Consider the following 18,090-nt stretch of genomic DNA (forward strand, 5'->3'; position numbering starts at 1 on the left):
AGCTACTTGGCCGCCCTCCATCTCCGCGCCTCCATCATCTGGATCAAGGACCTCGCACGGGCCACTCAATGATCACGACCCGATACACGCCCTAGGTCCTAGATCCGGGCAGTGAGGGTTCACCGACGGCTCCGGAAGGACTCCATGAGTCCTTATGAAGTCCTCTATGAATCCGTCCTGACCTGCGGTTTCGCAAGCGGTACCCGGATTCGCTGCGGGCTCGCGCATTCCCCTTGTGTCCTCGCGGAGGGCTCCGTGAGACGGCAGTGAGGGCTCCGTGAATCCGGTCTCGGCTGGGTTTGGTGTGACTCCGGCCGGAACCTCGTGATGCGGGCATGCAGGGAGGCGGCTCTTGCTGGGCCGGTTGATCTTCTGATGGAGGCCCCAGGTGACGATGTGCAGGTACCGCTTGTGATCCGGCGCCTTGTAGCGGCAGATCAGCCCGGCGTCGGCGAGCTGGGCGAGGTCCGTCTCGACATCGGACGGGGTGTGCTCCGGGCGCAGGACCCACAACTGTCCGGCGATGATCGCGGCGTGGTCGCGGTGGCGGCCCTGGTCGTCGGCTTGGGTGAGCAGGCCGAGGAAGGTGCGCTCGGCGGTCAGGGAGACGGCGGCCAAGGACTCGGAGACGAAGGCTTCGGGCTTGATGGTGCGGATTCTTGCCAAGTGCGGGGCGGTCCTCACTCGGCGGCCTGTGCGTGGACAGCACGGCTCACCGTCGGTCGGGGCGGGATTCGAGCGGGGGACGTTGGCGCGGACGCGCCCGGGAAGCGATTGCGCTTCCGGGGGCGTCGTCAACATAGCCACACCCCCGTCGCGCAAGTCCAGCCCTATCCGGCGCAATCTCTCACGGCAGAAAGGCTGCGAGAAATGGGGCTGGGTGGCGGGCGGGAGGAAAACCGTAAGGCACGATCCGCTGTTGACCAAATAGTTGCCCGGACCGCAGAGCCAGAAGCATCACATCGGCAAGCCGTTGACGCGCCGCCGACATGGAAGCTACAACACAACACCCCACGTCAGAGCCCTGATCGATGCTCCGCTCCGCGCCGTTCCCGGTCCCTCGGGAACCACTTCGCGGCGAACCGCGCGAGCGCAACATAGCCGACGATCGCCGGTTACCAAAACCGGCGATTGGACCTTTCAATTGGAGTCATGCCCCCACGCTCATTGGAAGTCGGACCCGCTGGAATACAGCCGGCCCGCACCATCGGAATCTTCCGTACCGAACGAGGCTTGTCACAACGGCAGTTGGCCGGCCGAGTGACCGCCCTCGGCCACCCGATGTCCAACACCATGCTGTCCCGCATCGAACGCGCCCAACGACGATGCGATGCCGACGACCTCGTCGTGATAGCCGAAGCCCTCCTCGTCTCGCCTCTCGTGCTGCTGCAGAGGCCGACCGCCACGTGACGAGGCCCGCCCAGCGCCGCTGACAGAGCACGCTCCCACCCAGTAAGGACCCGCGCTTCTTGCACTCCGACATACCTCCTGCCCTCGTGCGACGTCTTCCCGGCACCGAGGGCGGAACCCATTGCCCCGTCTCTACCGCCCCGAGGAAATCGCCGAAGCCCTCGGCTGTTCCGCCTGGTGGGTCAAGGACCGGGCCCGACGCGGACTCATCCCGCACACCCGCGTCGGCCGCGCCTACCGCTTCACCGCCACACACCTCGCCGAGATCGTGCGCCTCCACGAAGAACGCCCGAGGCGATCCGTCAGCAGCGCGTCGGTCAGTCCGGCAGCAACAAGACCTCCCGCTGCACGAACGCGTGCCGCCCAGCCTCCTGGGTCGACTACGGCTCCGACGACAGGGCGTCTGCGGGCCCGACCGCCGCGCCGTACCCAGTACGAGACCGTCGCGTAGCACGCCCGCGCCCAGTCACAAGCCGAGAGCAGGGGAGGAAGACGGAAGTTGGGTTTCGCGGAGAAGCGCGGAAACTACTGGCGCGGCCGGTACAAGACGGCGCCCGGCAAGCACCTCACGGTCGTCGACGAGAATGGCAAGGCGATCCACTTCGCCACCAAGGGTGAGGCCCAGCGCGCCGCGAGCGAGGCCGAGAACAAGTACCGCCGCGGCGACTGGCGCGACCCGGCACTCGGCCATGAGACCTTCGGCGAGTACGCGAACCGCTGGTACGAGGCCCAGGACCTGGCCGCCTCGACCATGCAGAACTACAAGCGCCACATCGAGGAGCACCTGCTCCCCGACTTCGAGGACAAGGCGCTCGCCGGCATCCTGCGCACGGACGTCGACCTGTGGGAGAAGAAGGAGAAGGCCGTCTACGTGGCCTCCAGCGTCAAGACCTGGCGCTCGACGCTCCACCTGATCTTCGAGGACGCGATCGACGAGGGCCTGATCACGTCCAACCCGGCCACCCGACGGCGCGGACGCGGCAAGCGCGCCGGCCGCTCCCGAGACCGCGGCCCGGAGAAGGTCGTCACCGACCCGCTCGGCATCCTGCTGACCGCCGAACGGGCTGCCCTGCTCTCAGGCCGCGACGACGAGTTCGTCGCCGTCGTCCTCAAGGGCTACACCGGCATGCGCTGGGGCGAAATCGTCGGCCTAGAGGCCGAGTTCGCCCGCCCCGGTGCCGTCCGTGTCGAGTGGCAGCTGTACGAACTCGACACCGGCGAGCTGGTGCGCTGCCCGCCCAAGGACGACAGCTACCGCACCATCGACGCGATGGACTGGCTGTCGGCCCTGGTCGCCAACCACGTCGCCCGCACGAAGCCGACACCCTGCCCGTGCCACGGCAAGACCTACGTCTTCCGGGGGCAAGGTGCGGCCCGCACCGGTGGCCACCAGGGCGCGAAGCTCGTCGACGTCGCGCGCCGTGCCGAGGTCTCCACGGGCACGGTGTCCAACGTCCTCAACCACCCCGACCGCGTCACCGAAGCCAAGCGGGTGAGGGTGGAGCAGGCCATCGCGGACCTGGGCTTCGTGCGCGGCGGCCCGGTGTCGCAGCATGCCGCCCACTGGCGCCGCAACGGTTTCGCGACGTGGCTGTTCACCCCGGCGGTCTCCGGCTGGTACCCGAAGAAGGCACCGCAGGAGGCCCGTCCCGTACCGCTGCTCGGCGAGCCGTGGCCTGGTGTCCCGGCCCGAGGACGCGGCGCCAGCGACCGGGCCGACGCCTGCTGGCTCCCGATCGCCAAGGGCCTCACACCCCACGGCCTCCGCCACACCCACCGGACCGTGATGGAGGACCTAGGCACAGAGAAGGTCCTTATGGACGAGCGCATGGGCCATATCGACGGCTCGGTCTCCGCGCGCTACGCCCATGTCACCCCTGGCATGCGTAAGCGCCTCAAGCTTGGGCTGACCGAGCAGTGGGAGGCAGCGCTCGATGCCCGCTTGGCAATGAGCCCTCGCTCGCCGGTGAGCGTCCTCGACGCACTGTTGCGAGTGCGCCGTGAAGCGGTGAAATAGCGGAGTGTTGCCCGAGGCGACGGAGCGGGGGACACATGCGAGCGCTGAAAGCAGCATGGGGAGCGATCACCGATGCTTGGTGCGCCCAGTCCCTTGGCATCCGACATTGGACACCGGGTCAGGCGGCGGTCGGGCGTGGGCTGCCGTGGAAGACCTGGCTCGTGTGCCAGGAGCGGTGGGCTGCCGCGATGGGCGGGGTGCCAGGTTGAGGGCCTATGAGCGGACGGCCTGCGAGTGCTGTGACGTGCTCGCGGGCGGCGGGGCTGCGGCCGACGAAGCTCTGCGAGACCAGGATGCGGTGGCCGTCGCCTATGCCGAGCACGCCCTTGTCGAAGAGCTTGTGGTGCAGCGAGCACAAGCACAGCCCGTTGTCGACCTCGTCCGGGCCGTCGAACGCCCACCAGCGCACATGCGCGGCCTCCAGCCCGACGGGCGTCGCGCCGATCATGCCGTCGTAGCCGCAGAAGGCGCACTGGTACTCGTAAGCAGTCAGAACCATCTCCCGCATCCGCCGGTCCCGCTGCCGCCTCTCGGGCGTTGCCAGCGCGGTTGTCTCCGCCAGCTCCAGTTCCAGGCCCACCGTCTCGCACAGGTCCTGGTGCAACGACGGCGGGAAGTGCAGGTCCAGCAGCACCCTTGCCATGCGGCCCAGCAGCGACGGTTCCCGCCGCAGCGCCAGCCGCAGGTCCGGGGCCAGCCGCCCCGTGGCCCCACTGGCCCGCAGCTCCCGTACCCCCGTGCCAGGGCTGCCGGCGCCGCGATCGGTCCGTACCTCCCACACCTCGTCGCTGACCAGGTGGTGGAAGGGATAGGCGGGCGTGGTCCCACGCGTCGGGCCGTACTCCGCCAGCAGTTGCTTCAGGTCGGCCTCCACCGCGGTGTAGCGCAGCTCGTCCTCGGCATCAGCCTGAAACCGGCTCAGCGCGTACAGCAGCAGCAACGGCTTGTGCGGCGCCCGCACTCCGTCCCGACTCCACTGCCTCAGGTTCGCGGCCCGCTCCAGCCAGTCCATGACCGTGATCGTAGTGATGCTTGGCCGCACATCATGCTGTCCGGGTGGCAACTCCTCCTGCGCCTGCGGCGGGCGCACCGGCTTCGCCGCCCGTGTGCCTGCCGGCCCGCCATTCCAGCGCCTGGGGTTCCTCGGTGAACTCGATCAGGTGCTGTCCGGCGAACCGTTGCAGTGCGTCGCGTACCTCCGCCGGGGTGGCGTAGAAGAACTCCTTGCGACTGTTGACCTGGTTGACCCGCTTCGAGGCGAACTGCCGGTGGAGTTCCGTCTCCAGGCCGACCGCGTCCTTGCTGAAGATCAGCGCGTGCACGTCGAAGCGGAAGGGCACGGCCGCGCCGCTCAACTCGTATACGCGCTCCAGAGGTTCGAGTCGACGCGTCATGCCGATCTTCACCATGCGATCGCCGAAGGCGCCGATGTTCGAGATGACGTAGACGTAGCCGGCGCGGATGTTCGCCGCGCGGGACTCGACGTCCTGCAGAGCGTTCTCGATCTCGGCCAGTTTGGCCTCCATCTCCGCCACGCCCGCCTCGTCACCGCGCTCGCGCAGGCGGTCGAGTGCTGACTGGTAGTGGCCGAGTTCCTTGTTCAGCTTCTCGCGCTGCCGGTCGAGTTCCCGCTGGACCGCGGCCTCCTCGCGCTCGCGGGCGCGTACTTCGCGCTGGGCTTCCTTCTCCTCTTCCTTCTTCTGCAGGAAGTCGGCTGTGAGTTCCAACTCCCGTACGCGCGCGTTGTGGTACTCGTCGGTGATTCGGATGTGCATGGTGGCACCGAGCCGGGCGATCGTCTCGCGGCTCTTGTAGAGCCGGTCGACGAGGGAGCTCAGCCGGTGCGGTCGCATGGACCGCACGGCGTAGTCGGCTTCGGCGTTGTAGGCGCGCAGCATGAGCTTGGAGAAGTCGCGGACCATCTTCTGGCCCTCGCGTTTGGAGCCGTTGACCGTCCAGTCCGTGGCCGTCTGGACGGCGCGGCCCGCACGGGCGAGCGCCTTGATCTCGTTCTGCAGTGTGTCGAGCCGGCTGCGGTAGGCGATCGCGTCGTGCAGCGCGTGCCGGTAGGCGTAGATCCCGGCCTCCTGGAGCATGGCGGTCTCGTCGGCGTTGACGATCTGGGCCTGCAGTTCGGCAAGCCGTCGCTCGGCGTCGAAGACGTCCTTGCGGTGCCGGTCGGCCTCCTTGCGGACCCGTTCGGTCTCCTTTGCCGTACGGCGCGCTTCGGCGAGAATCTCCTTCGCCGTCTCGCGGGCGTCTTTGAGGATCCCCTCGGCCTCCTCGGCGGCTTCGGCGGATGTTCGCTCACGCAGTGCTGCGGCCTCCACCTCGACCTGCCGCACAAGACCGGCGACCTGCGTGGCATCCAGTCCCTGCGTCCTTGTGATCCACGCCCGCAGTTCCTCGGCCTCGGACACCGCATCCGAACGCCGGCGCCCGAACAGCCCTCCCTTCCGAGGAGCCGGTACCGCGGCCGTGCTCCCGGGAGCGGCCATGGTCGGCACCGCAGAGGCTCCCGTGGCAGTGCCCACAGCGAGGGCGCCGGTGGTGGAGTCGGCCTCAGGAACCCACAGCTGCCATCCTGCTGGCATCGGGGGCCACGTGGGGTCGGGCCGCCAGTCCGGCGGCGGCATCCATCCCGCGGGTGGCACAGGCCAACCCGGCGGCGGATTGAAACGGTAAGTAGTCATTCCCCACCCCCTCGCCCCTGAGGCTCCCCAGCACACAGGGTTCCGGATATTCCCGGCAAACGTAGAGTGACATTTTCTTGGTGATCAGCCACTTGATCACCCGCATATTCCAGCTCGTAACCATCCTGTGACTATGTGTGAGGGTCTCTCCGGGGGAGGGACACGACTTCCAGGTGGAACGCGACGAAGTCCCTGGCTGGGCGAACTAGCTGACGAGCCAATGAGTCTCGTACGTGGAGGGAGCGTCGTCCGGTGAGAAACGCTCCGAGGAACAGCGCGGATGGCCGGACGTGCTGCTGTGCCTCCTTGCACTTGCTGCCGGGCGAAGACATCTCGCGCCGTGCATCGCAGGGCTGCGGCGTCAACTTGGTGATGAGGAGTCGGCGCCGGTAGTTATGGCAAACGCCCAGTGACGGGCCCAACAGTCCTGGCTCAATAGGCACATGGAGATTGGCGAGCACTGGGCCTACCGCGCGAGGCCGAAGGAACTGGGCGGCGCGGTTCGCCAGGTGGAGGTCGTTCGCGTGGGCGGCCCTGGCAGGTCTGGCTGGGTCCACGTGCGGTTTCTCGAAGGCGATGCCGCCGGCCTGCAGGAGTGGGTCAGTTCCGGCTCCCTCGTAGCGCCGTGGGCGGATGTCGATACGTTCCGCGCGGACGACGCGGCTGAGTTGGCGCTGGTGGAGTCCTCGCGCCACGTCCGGGGTAGTACGGAATTCGAGGCCGCCCGCATGATCCTCGGATTCGTTCGCCCAAAGAACAGGTTGCGACTGCGCCGAACGGTGGCGGACGCAGGCGTTCTGGAGCTGAGCCGCCTCGACGAGACCGCACCGCTCATCGGCATGGACGCCGTCGAACTACGCGGGGACACCATGGTGTTCGAGAACCATCGCGGAATGTGCCTGGCCGGGTGGCCGGTCACCGAGCGCATCGCCCGCCACGTGGCCGGACGCCTCGCCGACGAGATCCTTCCGGAGGTGGACCGCAAGCAGCAGGACATCGAGCAGGAGCGTTCCCGGCCCTCCTGGTACTCCTACAGCCGGCGTGACGAGCGCAAGTTGGACGCGGAGGCGGCAGTCCTTCGCACCGTCCGAGCGTGGTGCGGCCAGGACAAGGCTGACCGCTACGACGAGTTGGTTGCGCTGCGCGCCGAGGTCATCCGGCTCGGGGAGTTGGTCGAGAAGGCGGTCAAGGCCCTACGCGACCGCGGCCATGGCGTCATCGCCTCCACCATTGAGCGCGACCTGGGCGTCCATATCTCCAGCCTTGATCCTGACGTGCGTCGATGAGACCGCGCCACGGATCTGGCTCCGCCCTAGGTGGTGCCGGCTGAGCAGGAGGCTTCGTCTCCTTCTCCGGCCGGTGTGGGTGCCAGCCGTCGAGGAACGGCCGCAGTTGATCTCCCGTCGGCTCCGCATGGAAGTTGAGAGAAGCCAAGCCCTTGCCGCTAAGGGTGGGGTCGAGCCGGTCGGCCTCCGCCTTCCCCCAAGCCGACCACTCTCGCAGCCTCTCAGCTTCGAGGGCGTCTCCCGACGCCGCGGCGGCTTCATCCAGAGCGGCGCAGAACATCCGGATCTCCCCTGCGGCCTGCCACTGCTCAAGGGCCGTGCCGAAGCGCTCGGCCCGTACCGCGTGAACCGCCTTGATCGAAGCCACGCTGACGGCGGCCTCCCACTCCCGCTGCTCGCGCTCCTCTCGCTCCGCTTCCAGCCGCCGACGCTCGGCCTCCTGACGCTCCCGCTCCTCTCGCAGCCGCTGTTGCTCCGCCTCACGTTCCAGCCGAGCCCGTTCCTGTTCCTCCGCACGGGCCTTCAGCGCCCGCAGGACTGAACCGATCTGGTCCTCCAGCGGCTTCTTGGCGGTGTCGGCCCACTCCTTCTTCCAGCCGTAGCTGTAGCCCGATTGCTGGCTGACCAGCAGCTCCAGTTCGCCGGACGGCTCGAACTTCTGGGCCGGGGTGACACGCTGCCAGTCGTACGTACGGCGGCCTGGCTGCTTGGGGACGTACCGGACCGGCTTCTGCCGTTCACGGAAGCTGACCTCGTACGTCCTGCCGTGGACGGTGAGCAGCGGCCTCGGCTGCCTGCGCTTCTTCGACACCGCGATCTCGCCGTGGCGTTCGAGGGCTTCCTCGGCGAGGAGCCGGAGCAGCGAGAGCACCCGGGGGAGGACCTCCTCCGAGATCTCGAAGGCGCTGTGGTCCGCGCTGACTGCGGCGATCACGTCCTCGACGTCGGTGATCACACGGCTGCGTGCCAGCCGGATACGGTTCCACTCGGTCTCGTCCTCGCCGGTCACCCGCAGCAGGCCGAGAAAGAAGTCCCCCTTCGCCCGCCCGCTGTACTTCAGGCTGTATCCCTCGGGGGCACACTGCCGGGCCGCGTCGAACGCCCTTCGGTAGCGGGCTCGCTCCTCGTCGCTGGGGTTCGGGATCCGGAGGAACCGCCCAGCCTGCTGTACCTCCGCGATCAAGACGGCTCCGACTTCCGCTGGCGACGGCTGGGGGGCCTTGGGGGCGCGCTTCGATGCCAGCTTCGTCGTGGACGGGGCTGTGTCTTGCTTCTGCGGCGGAGGGGCCGGTCGTGCCGGTTGGTCGGAACCTGTTGACCGCTGCTTGCGCTGAGCTGGTTCCGGCCGGTCCGGGTGATGGCCGTGTTCCAGGTAGAAGCGTCCCGCGTCAGTGATCTCCGCCTGCCATTTCCCGTCCTGCTTGGGCATGGTGATCAGGCGCCGCTCCTTGAGCGCGCGGGCGGTGAGAGCGAAATCGGGGCTGTCCGACGTCACGGGGTCGGCTCCACCCCCGATGCGGGTGAGGAGTGCGAGCTGCCGGTCATTTAACGGAGACCATCGGTGCATGTCGATCGTCGTACCGTTTGCTGTCTCCTCGGCACAAGCCGTGGGGATGACTCTTGCGGAGCGCACGGTGCACTGGGAGGCGGAACACCTCTCGCTGGGAGCCGCCGGGGAGCCGCTCCCCGAAGTCGGCTCCCAAATGGCTCCCAAAACGGGGCCGCAATGCAAATCAGGCCCAGTGCTGATCTCTCAGCACCGGGCCTGACCTGGTGTTTCAGCTGTCGGGGTGGCGGGATTTGAACCCACGACCTCTTCGTCCCGAACGAAGCGCGCTGCCAAGCTGCGCTACACCCCGATGTCACTGCTTGTCGCGGCGACGTCGTTTACTTTAGCCCACTGGTGGCTGGAGACGAAATCCGATTCAGACGCGGCGGCGGGTCGGGGTCGGGCGCGTGTGGTCCAGGCCTGTCAGGAGGAGCCCCAGGGTGTAGATCGCGAGGCCCAGGAGGAGGGCGTTCGCAAGTGTGCCGCGGTAGCCGTGGGCGGTGGCGTCGAGGAAGGGGTAGAGGTAGCGGCCCGGCGTGGAGGCGGGGAGGGCGGCGGCTCGGACGAGGTAGAAGAGCAGGTAGGCCAGGGGGTAGAGGAGCCAGGACGCGGCCATGCGCAGGTGCAGGCGGGCCGCGGGGGTGAGGAGGAGCCAGTCCAGGAGGGCCGCCACGGGGACCACCATGTGGAGGATCTGGAGGGCTGTCCACTGGCCGTGCCAGCGCACGGGCGGCACGGTCGCGCCCGTCATGGAGAACGGGGGCGTCGTGTGGGCCAGGAACAGGTGGTAGACCAGCGCCGCGACCACGACGTAGAGGAGTGCGGCTCCCGTCACAGCGGGGGAAAGCGGGCGGCGGGCCCACCAGGCCCTGGAGGCCGACAGGAGCATGACGACGGCCAGGACGAGCGTGGCCTGGACGCCGAAGTAGCTCAGGGTGCGAGCGGGGCTTCCCAGGAGGAGTTCCAGGGCGACCCCGGCGAACGCCACCACCGCGGTCACGAAGCGGAACAACGCGACCGCGGGACGATGGACCGGAGCCACCACCGCCGTGGCCGGGACGTGGGAGGGCATCAGCACGGGCGGGGCCGGGACTGCGGGCAGGTCCGGCATGTCCCTGGGTATCGGTGCCGTCATGCCCTCACGCTAAGCAGAGGGGATGAATGGGGCCATCTGGAGCACTCCGGGCGGGTGAATCAGGTCCAGGTCCCTGAGGGGCGGGGTGCCCTCAGGGCGGGGACGCCCTCGGGGGCTGGGCCGCCCTCAGGGCGGGGACGCCCTTGGGGTGGGTGCTCTCCGCTCCCCGGTTCCCGCTTGCTGGTCCCGGCTCCCCTCTCCCTGCTTCCCGCTTCCCGTCAGTCCCCTACTCCCTGCCCACCAGCGTCAGCAGCGTCGCCTCCGGCGGGCACGCGAAACGTACCGGGGTGTAGCGGTTGGTTCCGCAGCCGGCGGAGACGTGGAGGTAGGAGGTGTGGCCCTCGGCGGTGTGCGTGGAGAGGCCCTTCACGCGGTCCGTGTCGAGGTCGCAGTTGGTGACCAGGGCGCCGTAGAAGGGGATGCAGAGCTGGCCGCCGTGGGTGTGGCCGGCGAGGACCAGGGGGTGGTCGTCGGCCGTGAAGGCGTCGAGAACGCGCAGGTAGGGGGCGTGGACGACGGCCATCGAGAAGTCGTACGTACCGGACGGGCCCCCGGCGACGCGGGCGTAGCGGTCGCGCTTGATGTGGGGGTCGTCCAGGCCGGTCAGCTCGATGGAGACTCCCTCGACCTTCAGGACACCGCGGGTGTTCGTCAGGTTCAGCCAGCCCGCCGAGTCGAAGCCGTCCCTGAGGTCCTCCCAGGGGTTGTGGATCACGCCGACCGCCGGCGGGTTGCCGTTCAGGCCGTGGCGGCCGTTGACCTTCTCCAGCAAGTAGCGGGCGGGGTTGCGGGGTCGGGGGCCGTAGTAGTCGTTGGAGCCGAAGACGTAGGCGCCCGGGAACTCCATCAGCGGGCCGAGCGCGTCGAGGACCTCGGGGACGCCCTCGGGGTCCGACAGGTTGTCGCCGGTGTTGATCACGAAGTCGGGGCGCAGGCCCGCCAGCGACTGCAGCCAGCGCTGCTTCTTGCGCTGCCCGCCGACCATGTGGATGTCGGAGACCTGGAGCACGCGCAGCGGGCGCATGCCCGGCGGAAGGACGGGGACCGTCACCCGTCGGAGGCGGAAGGAGCGGGCCTCGAAGCCCGCCGCGTACGCCACTCCGGCGGCGCCTGCCGCCATGATTCCCAGGGGTACTCCGTATCGCGCGCGCATACGACCATCGTGTCAGACCCGGCCACCACCACCGCCACCGTCCCAGGGGCCGGCCGCCCGCCGCCCGTGGACCAGCGGGCGTTCGGCCCCGTGGAGCGCCGGGCGCCGGGCTCGGAAATCAGCGGGCGTTCGGCCTCGGACACCTGCGACAATCGACGGCATGACCACCACGCTCAAGTCGAAGCTGCACGACGACCTCAACGCCGCGATCAGGGCGCGTGACGAGCTGCGCTCCTCGACGCTCCGGCTGACGCTCGCCGCGATCACCAAGGAAGAGGTCGCGGGCACGGAGAAGCGGGAGCTCTCCGACGACGAGGTGCAGAAGGTGATCACCCGCGAGGCGAAGAAGCGCCGTGAGGCGGCCGACGCCTTCGCACAGGGTGGTCGTCCCGAGTCGGCCGAGCGCGAGAAGGCGGAGGGTGAGATTCTCGCCGCGTACCTGCCCAAGCAGCTGTCCGACGACGAGCTGAACGTGATCGTCGCCCAGGCCGTCGAGGAGGCCAAGGCCGCCGGCGCCGAGGGTCCGCGGGCCATGGGCGCCGTGATGAAGATCGTGAACCCGAAGGTGGCCGGCCTGGCCGAGGGCGGCCGCGTCGCCGCCGCCGTGAAGAAGCTCCTCCAGGGCTGAGCGGGGCTGAGCGGGAGCGCCGCCCGAAGCCGGCGGCGCACGGCACAGCGATACGGCGGCGGGGCCGCACCCTCACCAGGGTGCGGCCCCGCCGCCGTATGACCACGGAAACTCGGGCCCGGAGGCCCGGAGACCTGAACCCGTGAAGGTCAGCCCCGCGTCCCTCCGCGCCCGTTCCCCCCGTTCCCCTGTCCCTGGATGAAGTTCCCGGGGAGGGTGAAGGTCGGGTTCGGGTTCGGGCCGCCGGTAGTGCTGCCCGGACCTCCGGTAGTGCTGCCCGGACCGCCCGTGGCGTTACCCGGGCCGCCGTTCGTTCCGCCGCCGATCAGTCCCCCGATCAGTCCGCCCGTGTCCCCCTTGTGACCGCCCCGGTCGCCCTTGCCCCGGCCGTCCCCGTGGTCGTCGTCGGGGATGTCGACCAGGGTGAAGCCGGGTGCGTCCTTGCCGACCAGGGCGCCGGTCATGGCGTCCTTCCAGATCGGGCCGGGGACGTCGGCGCCGAAGACCTGGTCGTGGTAGACGCCGCCGATGGTGATCTGGTTCATCTTCACGTTCTGCCGGGCGCTGCCGACCCAGACCGCGCCGGCCATGTTGGGCGTGTAGCCGACGAACCAGGCGTTCCTGCGCTCGTCGGTCGTACCCGTCTTGCCCGCGCTCTCGCGGTCGGTCAGACCCGCCTCCTGGCCGGTGCCGGAGTCGATCACGCCACGCAGCAGGGTGTTGACGGTGTCGGCGGTCTTCTCGCTCATCGCGCGCGAGCAGGTCGACTTGGGCACCGGGATCGACTTCTGCTCGTTGCCGACCTTCTGGGTGATCGACTCGATGGCGACCGGGGTGCAGTACATGCCCCGCGAGGCGAAGGTGGCGTACGCGCTCGCCATCGTCAGCGGGGACAGGCCGATGGAGCCGAGGGCGATGGCGGGGGTCTCCGGGAGCTTGGAGCCGTCGCCCTGCACCACGTGCAGCGCGTCGGTCATCTTGACCACCGGGCACAGGCCGATCTCGGAGATCAGCTGCACGAAGTAGGTGTTGATGGACTTCGCCATCGCCTCCTTCATGCGGTACGGGCCCTTCTCGGACTCGTTCTCGTTCTCCACGGTCTCGTTCTTGGTGTTGACGTACGGGTTGCCGTCACACCGCTGGACCGGGCTCGGGTAGTTCATCTTGTACGGCGACGGGTACTCCTGCGTCGCCGGCTTGCCGCCCTCGATCGCGGCCGCCGCCACGAACGGCTTGAACGTCGAACCCGTCGGGAAGCCGTAGTTGGAGCCGCCCATGTCCCGGTCGACGGAGAAGTTGTACTCGGTCTCGTCCTTGCCGTAGCCGAAGGCCTTCGACTGGCCCATCGCCAGGACCTTGCCGGTGCCGGGCTCGACCAGGGTGGAGGCCGCGGCGACCGTGTCGGACTGGTTGATGTGCTCCTTGAGGGAGGCCTGCACGGAGTCCTGGGCCTGCGGGTCCAGGGTCGTACGGATCGTCAGGCCGCCCTTGTTCCACAGCTTGGCGCGGTCCTCGCGGGTCTTGCCGAAGGCCGGGTCGGTGAGGAAGACGTTCTCGACGTACTTGCAGAAGAACGCGGCGCCCCGGGTGGCGGTGATGCAGCCGTTCTTCGGCTGGCTGACGTGCAGCCCGAGCGGCGCCTCCTTGGCCCGCGCGGCCTCCGCCGGGGAGATGTCGCCGACCTCGGCCATGCGCTGGAGCACGATGTTGCGCCGCTTGGTGGCCTCGGCCTCGTCGTTGACCGGGTCGTAGCGGCTCGGGGACTGCACGATGCCGGCCAGCAGCGCCGACTCCTGGAGGTTCAGGTCCTTGGCGTGCTTGGAGAAGTAGCGCTGGGAGGCGGCCTCGACGCCGTACGCCTGCTCACCGAAGAACGTGATGTTCAGGTAGTTCTCGAGGATCTTCTTCTTGCCGAGCTTCTCCTCGATCTGGATCGCGTACTTCAACTCGCGGACCTTGCGGCCCATCGTCTGCTGCGTGGCCTGCGCGACCTTCGTCGGGTCGTCGCCGGCCTCCTCGATGAAGTAGTTCTTCACCAGCTGCTGGGTGAGCGTGGAGGCGCCCTGGGAGACCCCGCCGCTCTGCGCGTTCTTGTTCAGGGCGCGCAGCACGCCCTTGAGGTCGATCGCGCCGTGCTTGTAGAAGCGCGAGTCCTCGATCGCGACGATGGACTTCTGCATGTACGGCGAGATGTCCTTGAGTTCCACCACCGTACGGTCGCGGGAGTAGACGCTCGCGATCTGGTTGCCCTGGCTGTCCAGTATGGTCGTGCGCTGGCTGAGCTGGGGGCTCTTGAGGTTGGCGGGGATCTCGTCGAAGCCCTGGACCGAGCCCTTGGCCGCGAGGCCCAGCGCACCGGCCGCGGGCAGCGCGATGCCCGCCATGACGGCTCCCGCGAGCACACTGACACCGAGGAACTTGGCGGCCTGCTGCGTCGTGGACAGGCCACCGCCCGAGCGCTTCTTTGGCATGGAGGCAGCCTAATCCGTACTCCTGAGCGTTCCGAGGGAGCGGCTCTCTCTCGGGATGTTCGCCACAGCGCGACGCGTACGTTCCCATTCTCCGGACACGTGCACAGGCCTTGGCCTAAGCTGCTCTCAACTGTCACAGCACTGCGGTCACCCATCAATACGTCCGGCGACCCCGAATCGTTCCGGAAGTACCCCGATTTCCTGGTGGGGGAGTGTCCGAATCCGCCTCGTGTGTCACCTGGCGTCCGCTGTGAGGCACCACAGCTGTCCCGGTTTGCCGGGATGGTCGCGCATGTCGTCAGCTCACTCCCGCGGGTGATCTGCCGCTTACCCATAGTCCGTTCGGGCCATTCAAGATTGGGCCTGAAGGGGGTGTTGCGCTGTCCCCACCTTCCGTAACGTCCTCAACTGGCGGCGGTGAATATGCCGCTGCCGCCGTGGGGGAGCCTCGATTCGGGAGAGGACGGCGCCGGTATGGGCTGGGTGACCGACTGGAGTGCGCAGGCCGCCTGCCGCACTACCGATCCGGATGAACTGTTCGTTCAGGGAGCAGCGCAGAACAGAGCCAAGGCGGTGTGCACCGGATGTCCGGTGCGCACCGAGTGCCTGGCCGATGCGCTGGACAACCGCGTCGAATTCGGCGTGTGGGGAGGCATGACGGAGCGGGAACGCCGCGCACTGCTGCGCCGGCGGCCCACCGTGACCTCCTGGCGAAGGCTGCTGGAGACCGCCCGCTCGGAGTACGAGCGCGGCACGGGGATCGTGCCCCTCGACAACGACGAGGTGTACGAGAACTACGCGGCGGTGAGCTGAGGGCACCGCCCTCCGGCATACACCGAGGGCAACTCCGCGTGCCGCCGCGACGCTCGTCGAAGTGACGGCTGCCGCCACGCTTGGCGCAGTGATGGCTGCCGCCGTGGCGACGCTGCCATGAAGGCTGTGCCGTGACGAGCCGTTACGACAGCTCCGTGCGCCCCGCCGCCAGCAGCTCGCCGATGTCGCGCAGGCCCGTGAGGTCATGCACGTCGCCGGGAAGCGCGGGCACTTCGACGACCGACACCTCGGGGTGGCGGGCGGTGAAGCGGTCACGCGTGCGCTGCTCGCGCGAGAGCAGCTGCATGCGCTCGGCGTGCAGTCTCAGCAGGCCTGCGGTGAGCTGGTCGACGGACCGCTCGGAGTCGGACTGCTGTCTCTCGGACCGTTCCGCGCCAGACCGCTGGGTGCCGGACTGCTGTGTGCCGGACCGTTCTGCGTCGGTGCTGGCCGTGTCGGGCTGCTCCGTGTCCGTGGCGGGGGAGCCGTCGTCAGGAGCCGGTGTTCCGGAAGCGGGAGTTTCTGAACTGCCGTACGTATCGGGAGAGTTACGAAGTCCAGCTTTCCCGCCCCCCTGATCCACAATGCGGGGCTCCTCAAGATTTTCCGCGGCGGCAAGTGCCCGCTCGGCCGACAGCCGGTCGGCGCCGCTGCCGTGCACCCGGTTGAGCACCAGACCCACCAGCGGCATGTCCTCCGCGTCCAGCCGCTCCACGAAGTACGTCGCCTCGCGCAGCGCGTCCCGCTCCGGGGCCGCCACCACCAGGAACGCCGTACCGGGGGCCTGGAGCAGCTTGTACGTGGCGTCCGCGCGGGTGCGGAAGCCGCCGAAGGTGGTGTCCATCGCCGCCACGAACGTCTGGACGTCCTTCAGCAGCTGGCCGCCCAGCAGCTTGCCCAGCGTGCCTGTCATGATCGACATGCCGACGTTCAGGAACGCCATCCCCGCGCGGCCGCCCAGCTTGGCGGGGGCCGTCAGCAGGCGGATCAGCCGGCCGTCCAGGAAGGAACCCAGCCGCTTGGGCGCGTCCAGGAAGTCCAGCGCCGAGCGGGACGGCGGGGTGTCCACCACGATCAGGTCCCACTCGTCCCGCGCCCGCAGCTGGCCCAGCTTCTCCATCGCCATGTACTCCTGCGTGCCCGCGAAGCCCGCCGAGAGCGACTGGTAGAAGGGGTTCGCCAGGATCGCGGCCGCCCGCTCCCGGTCCGCGTGCGCCTCCACGACCTCGTCGAAGGTGCGCTTCATGTCGAGCATCATGGCGTGCAGCTCCCCCTCGCCGTCCGTGCCCTTCACCCGCCGGGGCACGTTGTCGAGGGAGTCGATGCCCATCGACTGGGCCAGCCGCTTGGCCGGGTCGATGGTGAGCACGACAACCTTGCGGCCCCGCTCGGCCGCCCGGAGCCCGAGGGCCGCCGCGGTCGTCGTCTTGCCGACCCCGCCGGAACCGCAGCACACCACGATCCGGGTGTCCGGGTCGTCCAGCAGCGGGTCGACGTCGAGCACGCCCGCGGGCGAGAGACGAGCGCGGGCGGCGTCCTGCGCCTCGGCCGGGTCCGGACTCATGACAACCCCTGCTTCCGCAGCTCGGTGGCGAGTTCGTACAGGCCCGCCAGGTCCATTCCCTCGGCGAGCAGCGGCAGTTCGTGCAGCGGCAGGTCCAGCGTGGCGAGGGCCCCGCGCTGCTCCTGCTCCAGCGCGTACCGCTCGGCGTACTCGGCGGCCTGCCGCAGCAGCGGGTCCACCAGCTGCTCGGCCTTCCCGCCGCGCCGTGCCCCGCCGAGCCCGGCCGCCGACAGCGACTGCGCCACGGCCGTGCGCGGCACGGACCGCACGAGGTCCAGGTCGGTCGCGTCCAGCAGCCGGGGCCGGACCATGTTCACGATGACCCGGCCCACCGGCAGCCGCGCCGCGTGCAGTTCGGCGATGCCGTCGGCGGTCTCCTGGACCGGCATCTCCTCCAGCAGCGTGACCAGGTGCACGGCCGTCTCCCGCGACTTCAGCACCCGCATCACGGCCTGGGCCTGATTGTGTATCGGGCCGATCTTCGCCAGGCCCGCCACCTCGTCGTTGACGTTCAGGAAGCGGGTGACGCGACCGGTCGGCGGGGCGTCCATGACGACGTAGTCGTACGCGAACCTGCCCGACTTGTCCTTGCGGCGCACCGCCTCGCACGCCTTGCCGGTGAGGAGGACGTCCCTGAGGCCCGGCGCGACGGTGGTGGCGAAGTCGATCGCGCCGAGCTTGCGCAGCGCCCGGCCCGCGCCGCCGAGCTTGTAGAACATCTGGAGATAGTCCAGAAGGGCCAGTTCGGGGTCGATGGCGAGGGCGTACACCTCCCCGCCCCCGGGAGCGACCGCGATCTTGCGCTCCTCGTAGGGCAATGCCTCGGTCTCGAAGAGCTGTGCGATTCCCTGCCGGCCCTCGACCTCCACGAGAAGCGTCCGCTTCCCCTCGGTCGCGAGGGCCAGCGCAAGTGCGGCGGCGACCGTCGTCTTGCCGGTCCCGCCCTTGCCGCTGACGACCTGGAGCCTGCTCACGCCTTCGAGACTAACCAGTCCGGCCGACACTCACGCGCGAGGCTGTGGATAAACCGTGCTCAGGCCCTCCGAGGGCCCCGCCGGTCGCAGCGGCTACAGTCGGCCCATGACCAAGTGGGGATACGTAAAAGTTACGCCACAAACCATGGCATGAATAGTTGTCGTCGTTTCGACCTGCGGCTATGCATGCTCCTCCGGCCTCCGCGGACTGCCATCTCTCCAGCGATCCAACTGCGCACAAGGGGCACGGAACCTATCCGATCGCGTGACAGGTACGACAGCCGTCGAAGTCCCGCAGCGCGGGCGCTACACAGATCGGGACTGATCTGAGATGCCCCCCGGTCGAAATTTCGCGGCGATGCGTGCGGAGCTGGGGGCCGGGTCCGTGGGGCGCGCT

The 18,090-nt window shown here is 68.9% G+C and carries 15 protein-coding genes and 1 tRNA gene; 6 read left to right on the forward strand and 10 right to left on the reverse strand.

The window, feature by feature from the left end; translation table 11 throughout:
- Positions 1-72: 72 nt before the first annotated feature.
- A complete protein-coding gene (locus ACGFYV_RS15160) occupies positions 73-666 on the reverse strand; it encodes a hypothetical protein (protein ID WP_393878838.1) in 594 nt (197 codons plus the stop codon).
- 582 nt (positions 667-1,248) lie between these two features.
- On the opposite strand from ACGFYV_RS15160, the gene ACGFYV_RS15165 reads away from it, so the two are divergent.
- From ACGFYV_RS15165 to ACGFYV_RS15175, 3 genes are all read left to right on the forward strand, one after another.
- A complete protein-coding gene (locus ACGFYV_RS15165; protein ID WP_393878839.1) occupies positions 1,249-1,410 on the forward strand; it encodes a DNA-binding protein in 162 nt (53 codons plus the stop codon).
- A gap of 121 nt (positions 1,411-1,531) precedes the next feature.
- A complete protein-coding gene (locus tag ACGFYV_RS15170) occupies positions 1,532-1,861 on the forward strand; it encodes a helix-turn-helix domain-containing protein (RefSeq protein ID WP_393878840.1) in 330 nt (109 codons plus the stop codon).
- A 48-nt stretch (positions 1,862-1,909) separates the two neighbouring features.
- Positions 1,910-3,427 (forward strand): LacI family DNA-binding transcriptional regulator, encoded by a 1,518-nt coding sequence (locus ACGFYV_RS15175; RefSeq protein WP_393878841.1) that lies wholly within the window; start codon positions 1,910-1,912, stop codon positions 3,425-3,427.
- Positions 3,428-3,545: 118 nt separating this feature from the next.
- Here the strand turns inward: ACGFYV_RS15175 and ACGFYV_RS15180 are convergent, their stop codons facing one another.
- Positions 3,546-4,439, reverse strand: a complete 894-nt coding sequence (locus ACGFYV_RS15180) for a phosphorothioated DNA-binding restriction endonuclease (protein WP_393878842.1) — start codon at positions 4,437-4,439, stop codon at positions 3,546-3,548.
- Positions 4,440-4,470: 31 nt separating this feature from the next.
- The gene (locus ACGFYV_RS15185) at positions 4,471-5,847 is read right to left on the reverse strand and encodes a DUF4041 domain-containing protein (protein WP_393878843.1); all 1,377 of its coding nucleotides are present in this window, start codon (positions 5,845-5,847) and stop codon (positions 4,471-4,473) included.
- A 716-nt stretch (positions 5,848-6,563) separates the two neighbouring features.
- Here ACGFYV_RS15185 and ACGFYV_RS15190 point away from each other — a divergent pair.
- A complete protein-coding gene (locus ACGFYV_RS15190) occupies positions 6,564-7,406 on the forward strand; it encodes a PE-PGRS family protein (RefSeq protein ID WP_365160794.1) in 843 nt (280 codons plus the stop codon).
- On the opposite strand, the gene ACGFYV_RS15195 is transcribed toward ACGFYV_RS15190, so the two are convergent.
- The 4 genes from ACGFYV_RS15195 to ACGFYV_RS15210 all read right to left on the reverse strand — a co-directional run bounded on the left by ACGFYV_RS15195 (position 7,336) and on the right by ACGFYV_RS15210 (position 11,243).
- The gene (locus tag ACGFYV_RS15195; RefSeq protein ID WP_393878844.1) at positions 7,336-8,973 is read right to left on the reverse strand and encodes a PE-PGRS family protein; all 1,638 of its coding nucleotides are present in this window, start codon (positions 8,971-8,973) and stop codon (positions 7,336-7,338) included. The genes ACGFYV_RS15190 and ACGFYV_RS15195 overlap by 71 nt on opposite strands.
- 218 nt (positions 8,974-9,191) lie before the next feature.
- Positions 9,192-9,265: transfer RNA gene (locus ACGFYV_RS15200), tRNA-Pro, on the reverse strand.
- Positions 9,266-9,331: 66 nt separating this feature from the next.
- Positions 9,332-10,090, reverse strand: coding sequence for a Pr6Pr family membrane protein (locus ACGFYV_RS15205; RefSeq protein WP_393878845.1), 759 nt, complete (start codon positions 10,088-10,090; stop codon positions 9,332-9,334).
- Between the two features lie 226 nt (positions 10,091-10,316).
- Positions 10,317-11,243, reverse strand: coding sequence for a metallophosphoesterase (locus tag ACGFYV_RS15210; protein WP_393878846.1), 927 nt, complete (start codon positions 11,241-11,243; stop codon positions 10,317-10,319).
- Between the two features lie 160 nt (positions 11,244-11,403).
- On the opposite strand from ACGFYV_RS15210, the gene ACGFYV_RS15215 reads away from it, so the two are divergent.
- Positions 11,404-11,871, forward strand: coding sequence for a GatB/YqeY domain-containing protein (locus ACGFYV_RS15215; RefSeq protein WP_393878847.1), 468 nt, complete (start codon positions 11,404-11,406; stop codon positions 11,869-11,871).
- Positions 11,872-12,020: 149 nt separating this feature from the next.
- On the opposite strand, the gene ACGFYV_RS15220 is transcribed toward ACGFYV_RS15215, so the two are convergent.
- A complete protein-coding gene (locus tag ACGFYV_RS15220) occupies positions 12,021-14,342 on the reverse strand; it encodes a transglycosylase domain-containing protein (protein WP_393878848.1) in 2,322 nt (773 codons plus the stop codon).
- Between the two features lie 474 nt (positions 14,343-14,816).
- Here ACGFYV_RS15220 and wblA point away from each other — a divergent pair, with 474 nt between their 5' ends.
- Positions 14,817-15,155 (forward strand): transcriptional regulator WblA, encoded by a 339-nt coding sequence (gene wblA / locus ACGFYV_RS15225; RefSeq protein ID WP_063777071.1) that lies wholly within the window; start codon positions 14,817-14,819, stop codon positions 15,153-15,155.
- A gap of 142 nt (positions 15,156-15,297) precedes the next feature.
- On the opposite strand, the gene ACGFYV_RS15230 is transcribed toward wblA, so the two are convergent.
- Together ACGFYV_RS15230 and ACGFYV_RS15235 are read right to left on the reverse strand one after the other, a co-directional pair.
- Positions 15,298-16,719, reverse strand: coding sequence for an ArsA family ATPase (locus ACGFYV_RS15230; RefSeq protein WP_393878849.1), 1,422 nt, complete (start codon positions 16,717-16,719; stop codon positions 15,298-15,300).
- Positions 16,716-17,693, reverse strand: coding sequence for an ArsA family ATPase (locus tag ACGFYV_RS15235; protein WP_393878850.1), 978 nt, complete (start codon positions 17,691-17,693; stop codon positions 16,716-16,718). Before ACGFYV_RS15235 ends, ACGFYV_RS15230 begins: the two co-directional genes overlap by 4 nt.
- Positions 17,694-18,090 lie beyond the last annotated feature (397 nt).

Source organism: Streptomyces sp. NPDC048297, from assembly GCF_043201585.1.
GTDB lineage: Bacteria > Actinomycetota > Actinomycetes > Streptomycetales > Streptomycetaceae > Streptomyces.

Coding starts and splice junctions, on each gene's coding strand:
- ACGFYV_RS15230 (WP_393878849.1), bottom strand. CDS start 16,719: ATGAGTCCGGACCCGGCCGAGGCGCAGGACGCCGCCCGCGCTCGTCTC.
- ACGFYV_RS15190 (WP_365160794.1), top strand. CDS start 6,564: ATGGAGATTGGCGAGCACTGGGCCTACCGCGCGAGGCCGAAGGAACTG.
- ACGFYV_RS15195 (WP_393878844.1), bottom strand. CDS start 8,973: ATGCACCGATGGTCTCCGTTAAATGACCGGCAGCTCGCACTCCTCACC.
- ACGFYV_RS15215 (WP_393878847.1), top strand. CDS start 11,404: ATGACCACCACGCTCAAGTCGAAGCTGCACGACGACCTCAACGCCGCG.
- ACGFYV_RS15205 (WP_393878845.1), bottom strand. CDS start 10,090: ATGACGGCACCGATACCCAGGGACATGCCGGACCTGCCCGCAGTCCCG.
- ACGFYV_RS15220 (WP_393878848.1), bottom strand. CDS start 14,342: ATGCCAAAGAAGCGCTCGGGCGGTGGCCTGTCCACGACGCAGCAGGCC.
- wblA (WP_063777071.1), top strand. CDS start 14,817: ATGGGCTGGGTGACCGACTGGAGTGCGCAGGCCGCCTGCCGCACTACC.
- ACGFYV_RS15180 (WP_393878842.1), bottom strand. CDS start 4,439: ATGGACTGGCTGGAGCGGGCCGCGAACCTGAGGCAGTGGAGTCGGGAC.
- ACGFYV_RS15210 (WP_393878846.1), bottom strand. CDS start 11,243: ATGCGCGCGCGATACGGAGTACCCCTGGGAATCATGGCGGCAGGCGCC.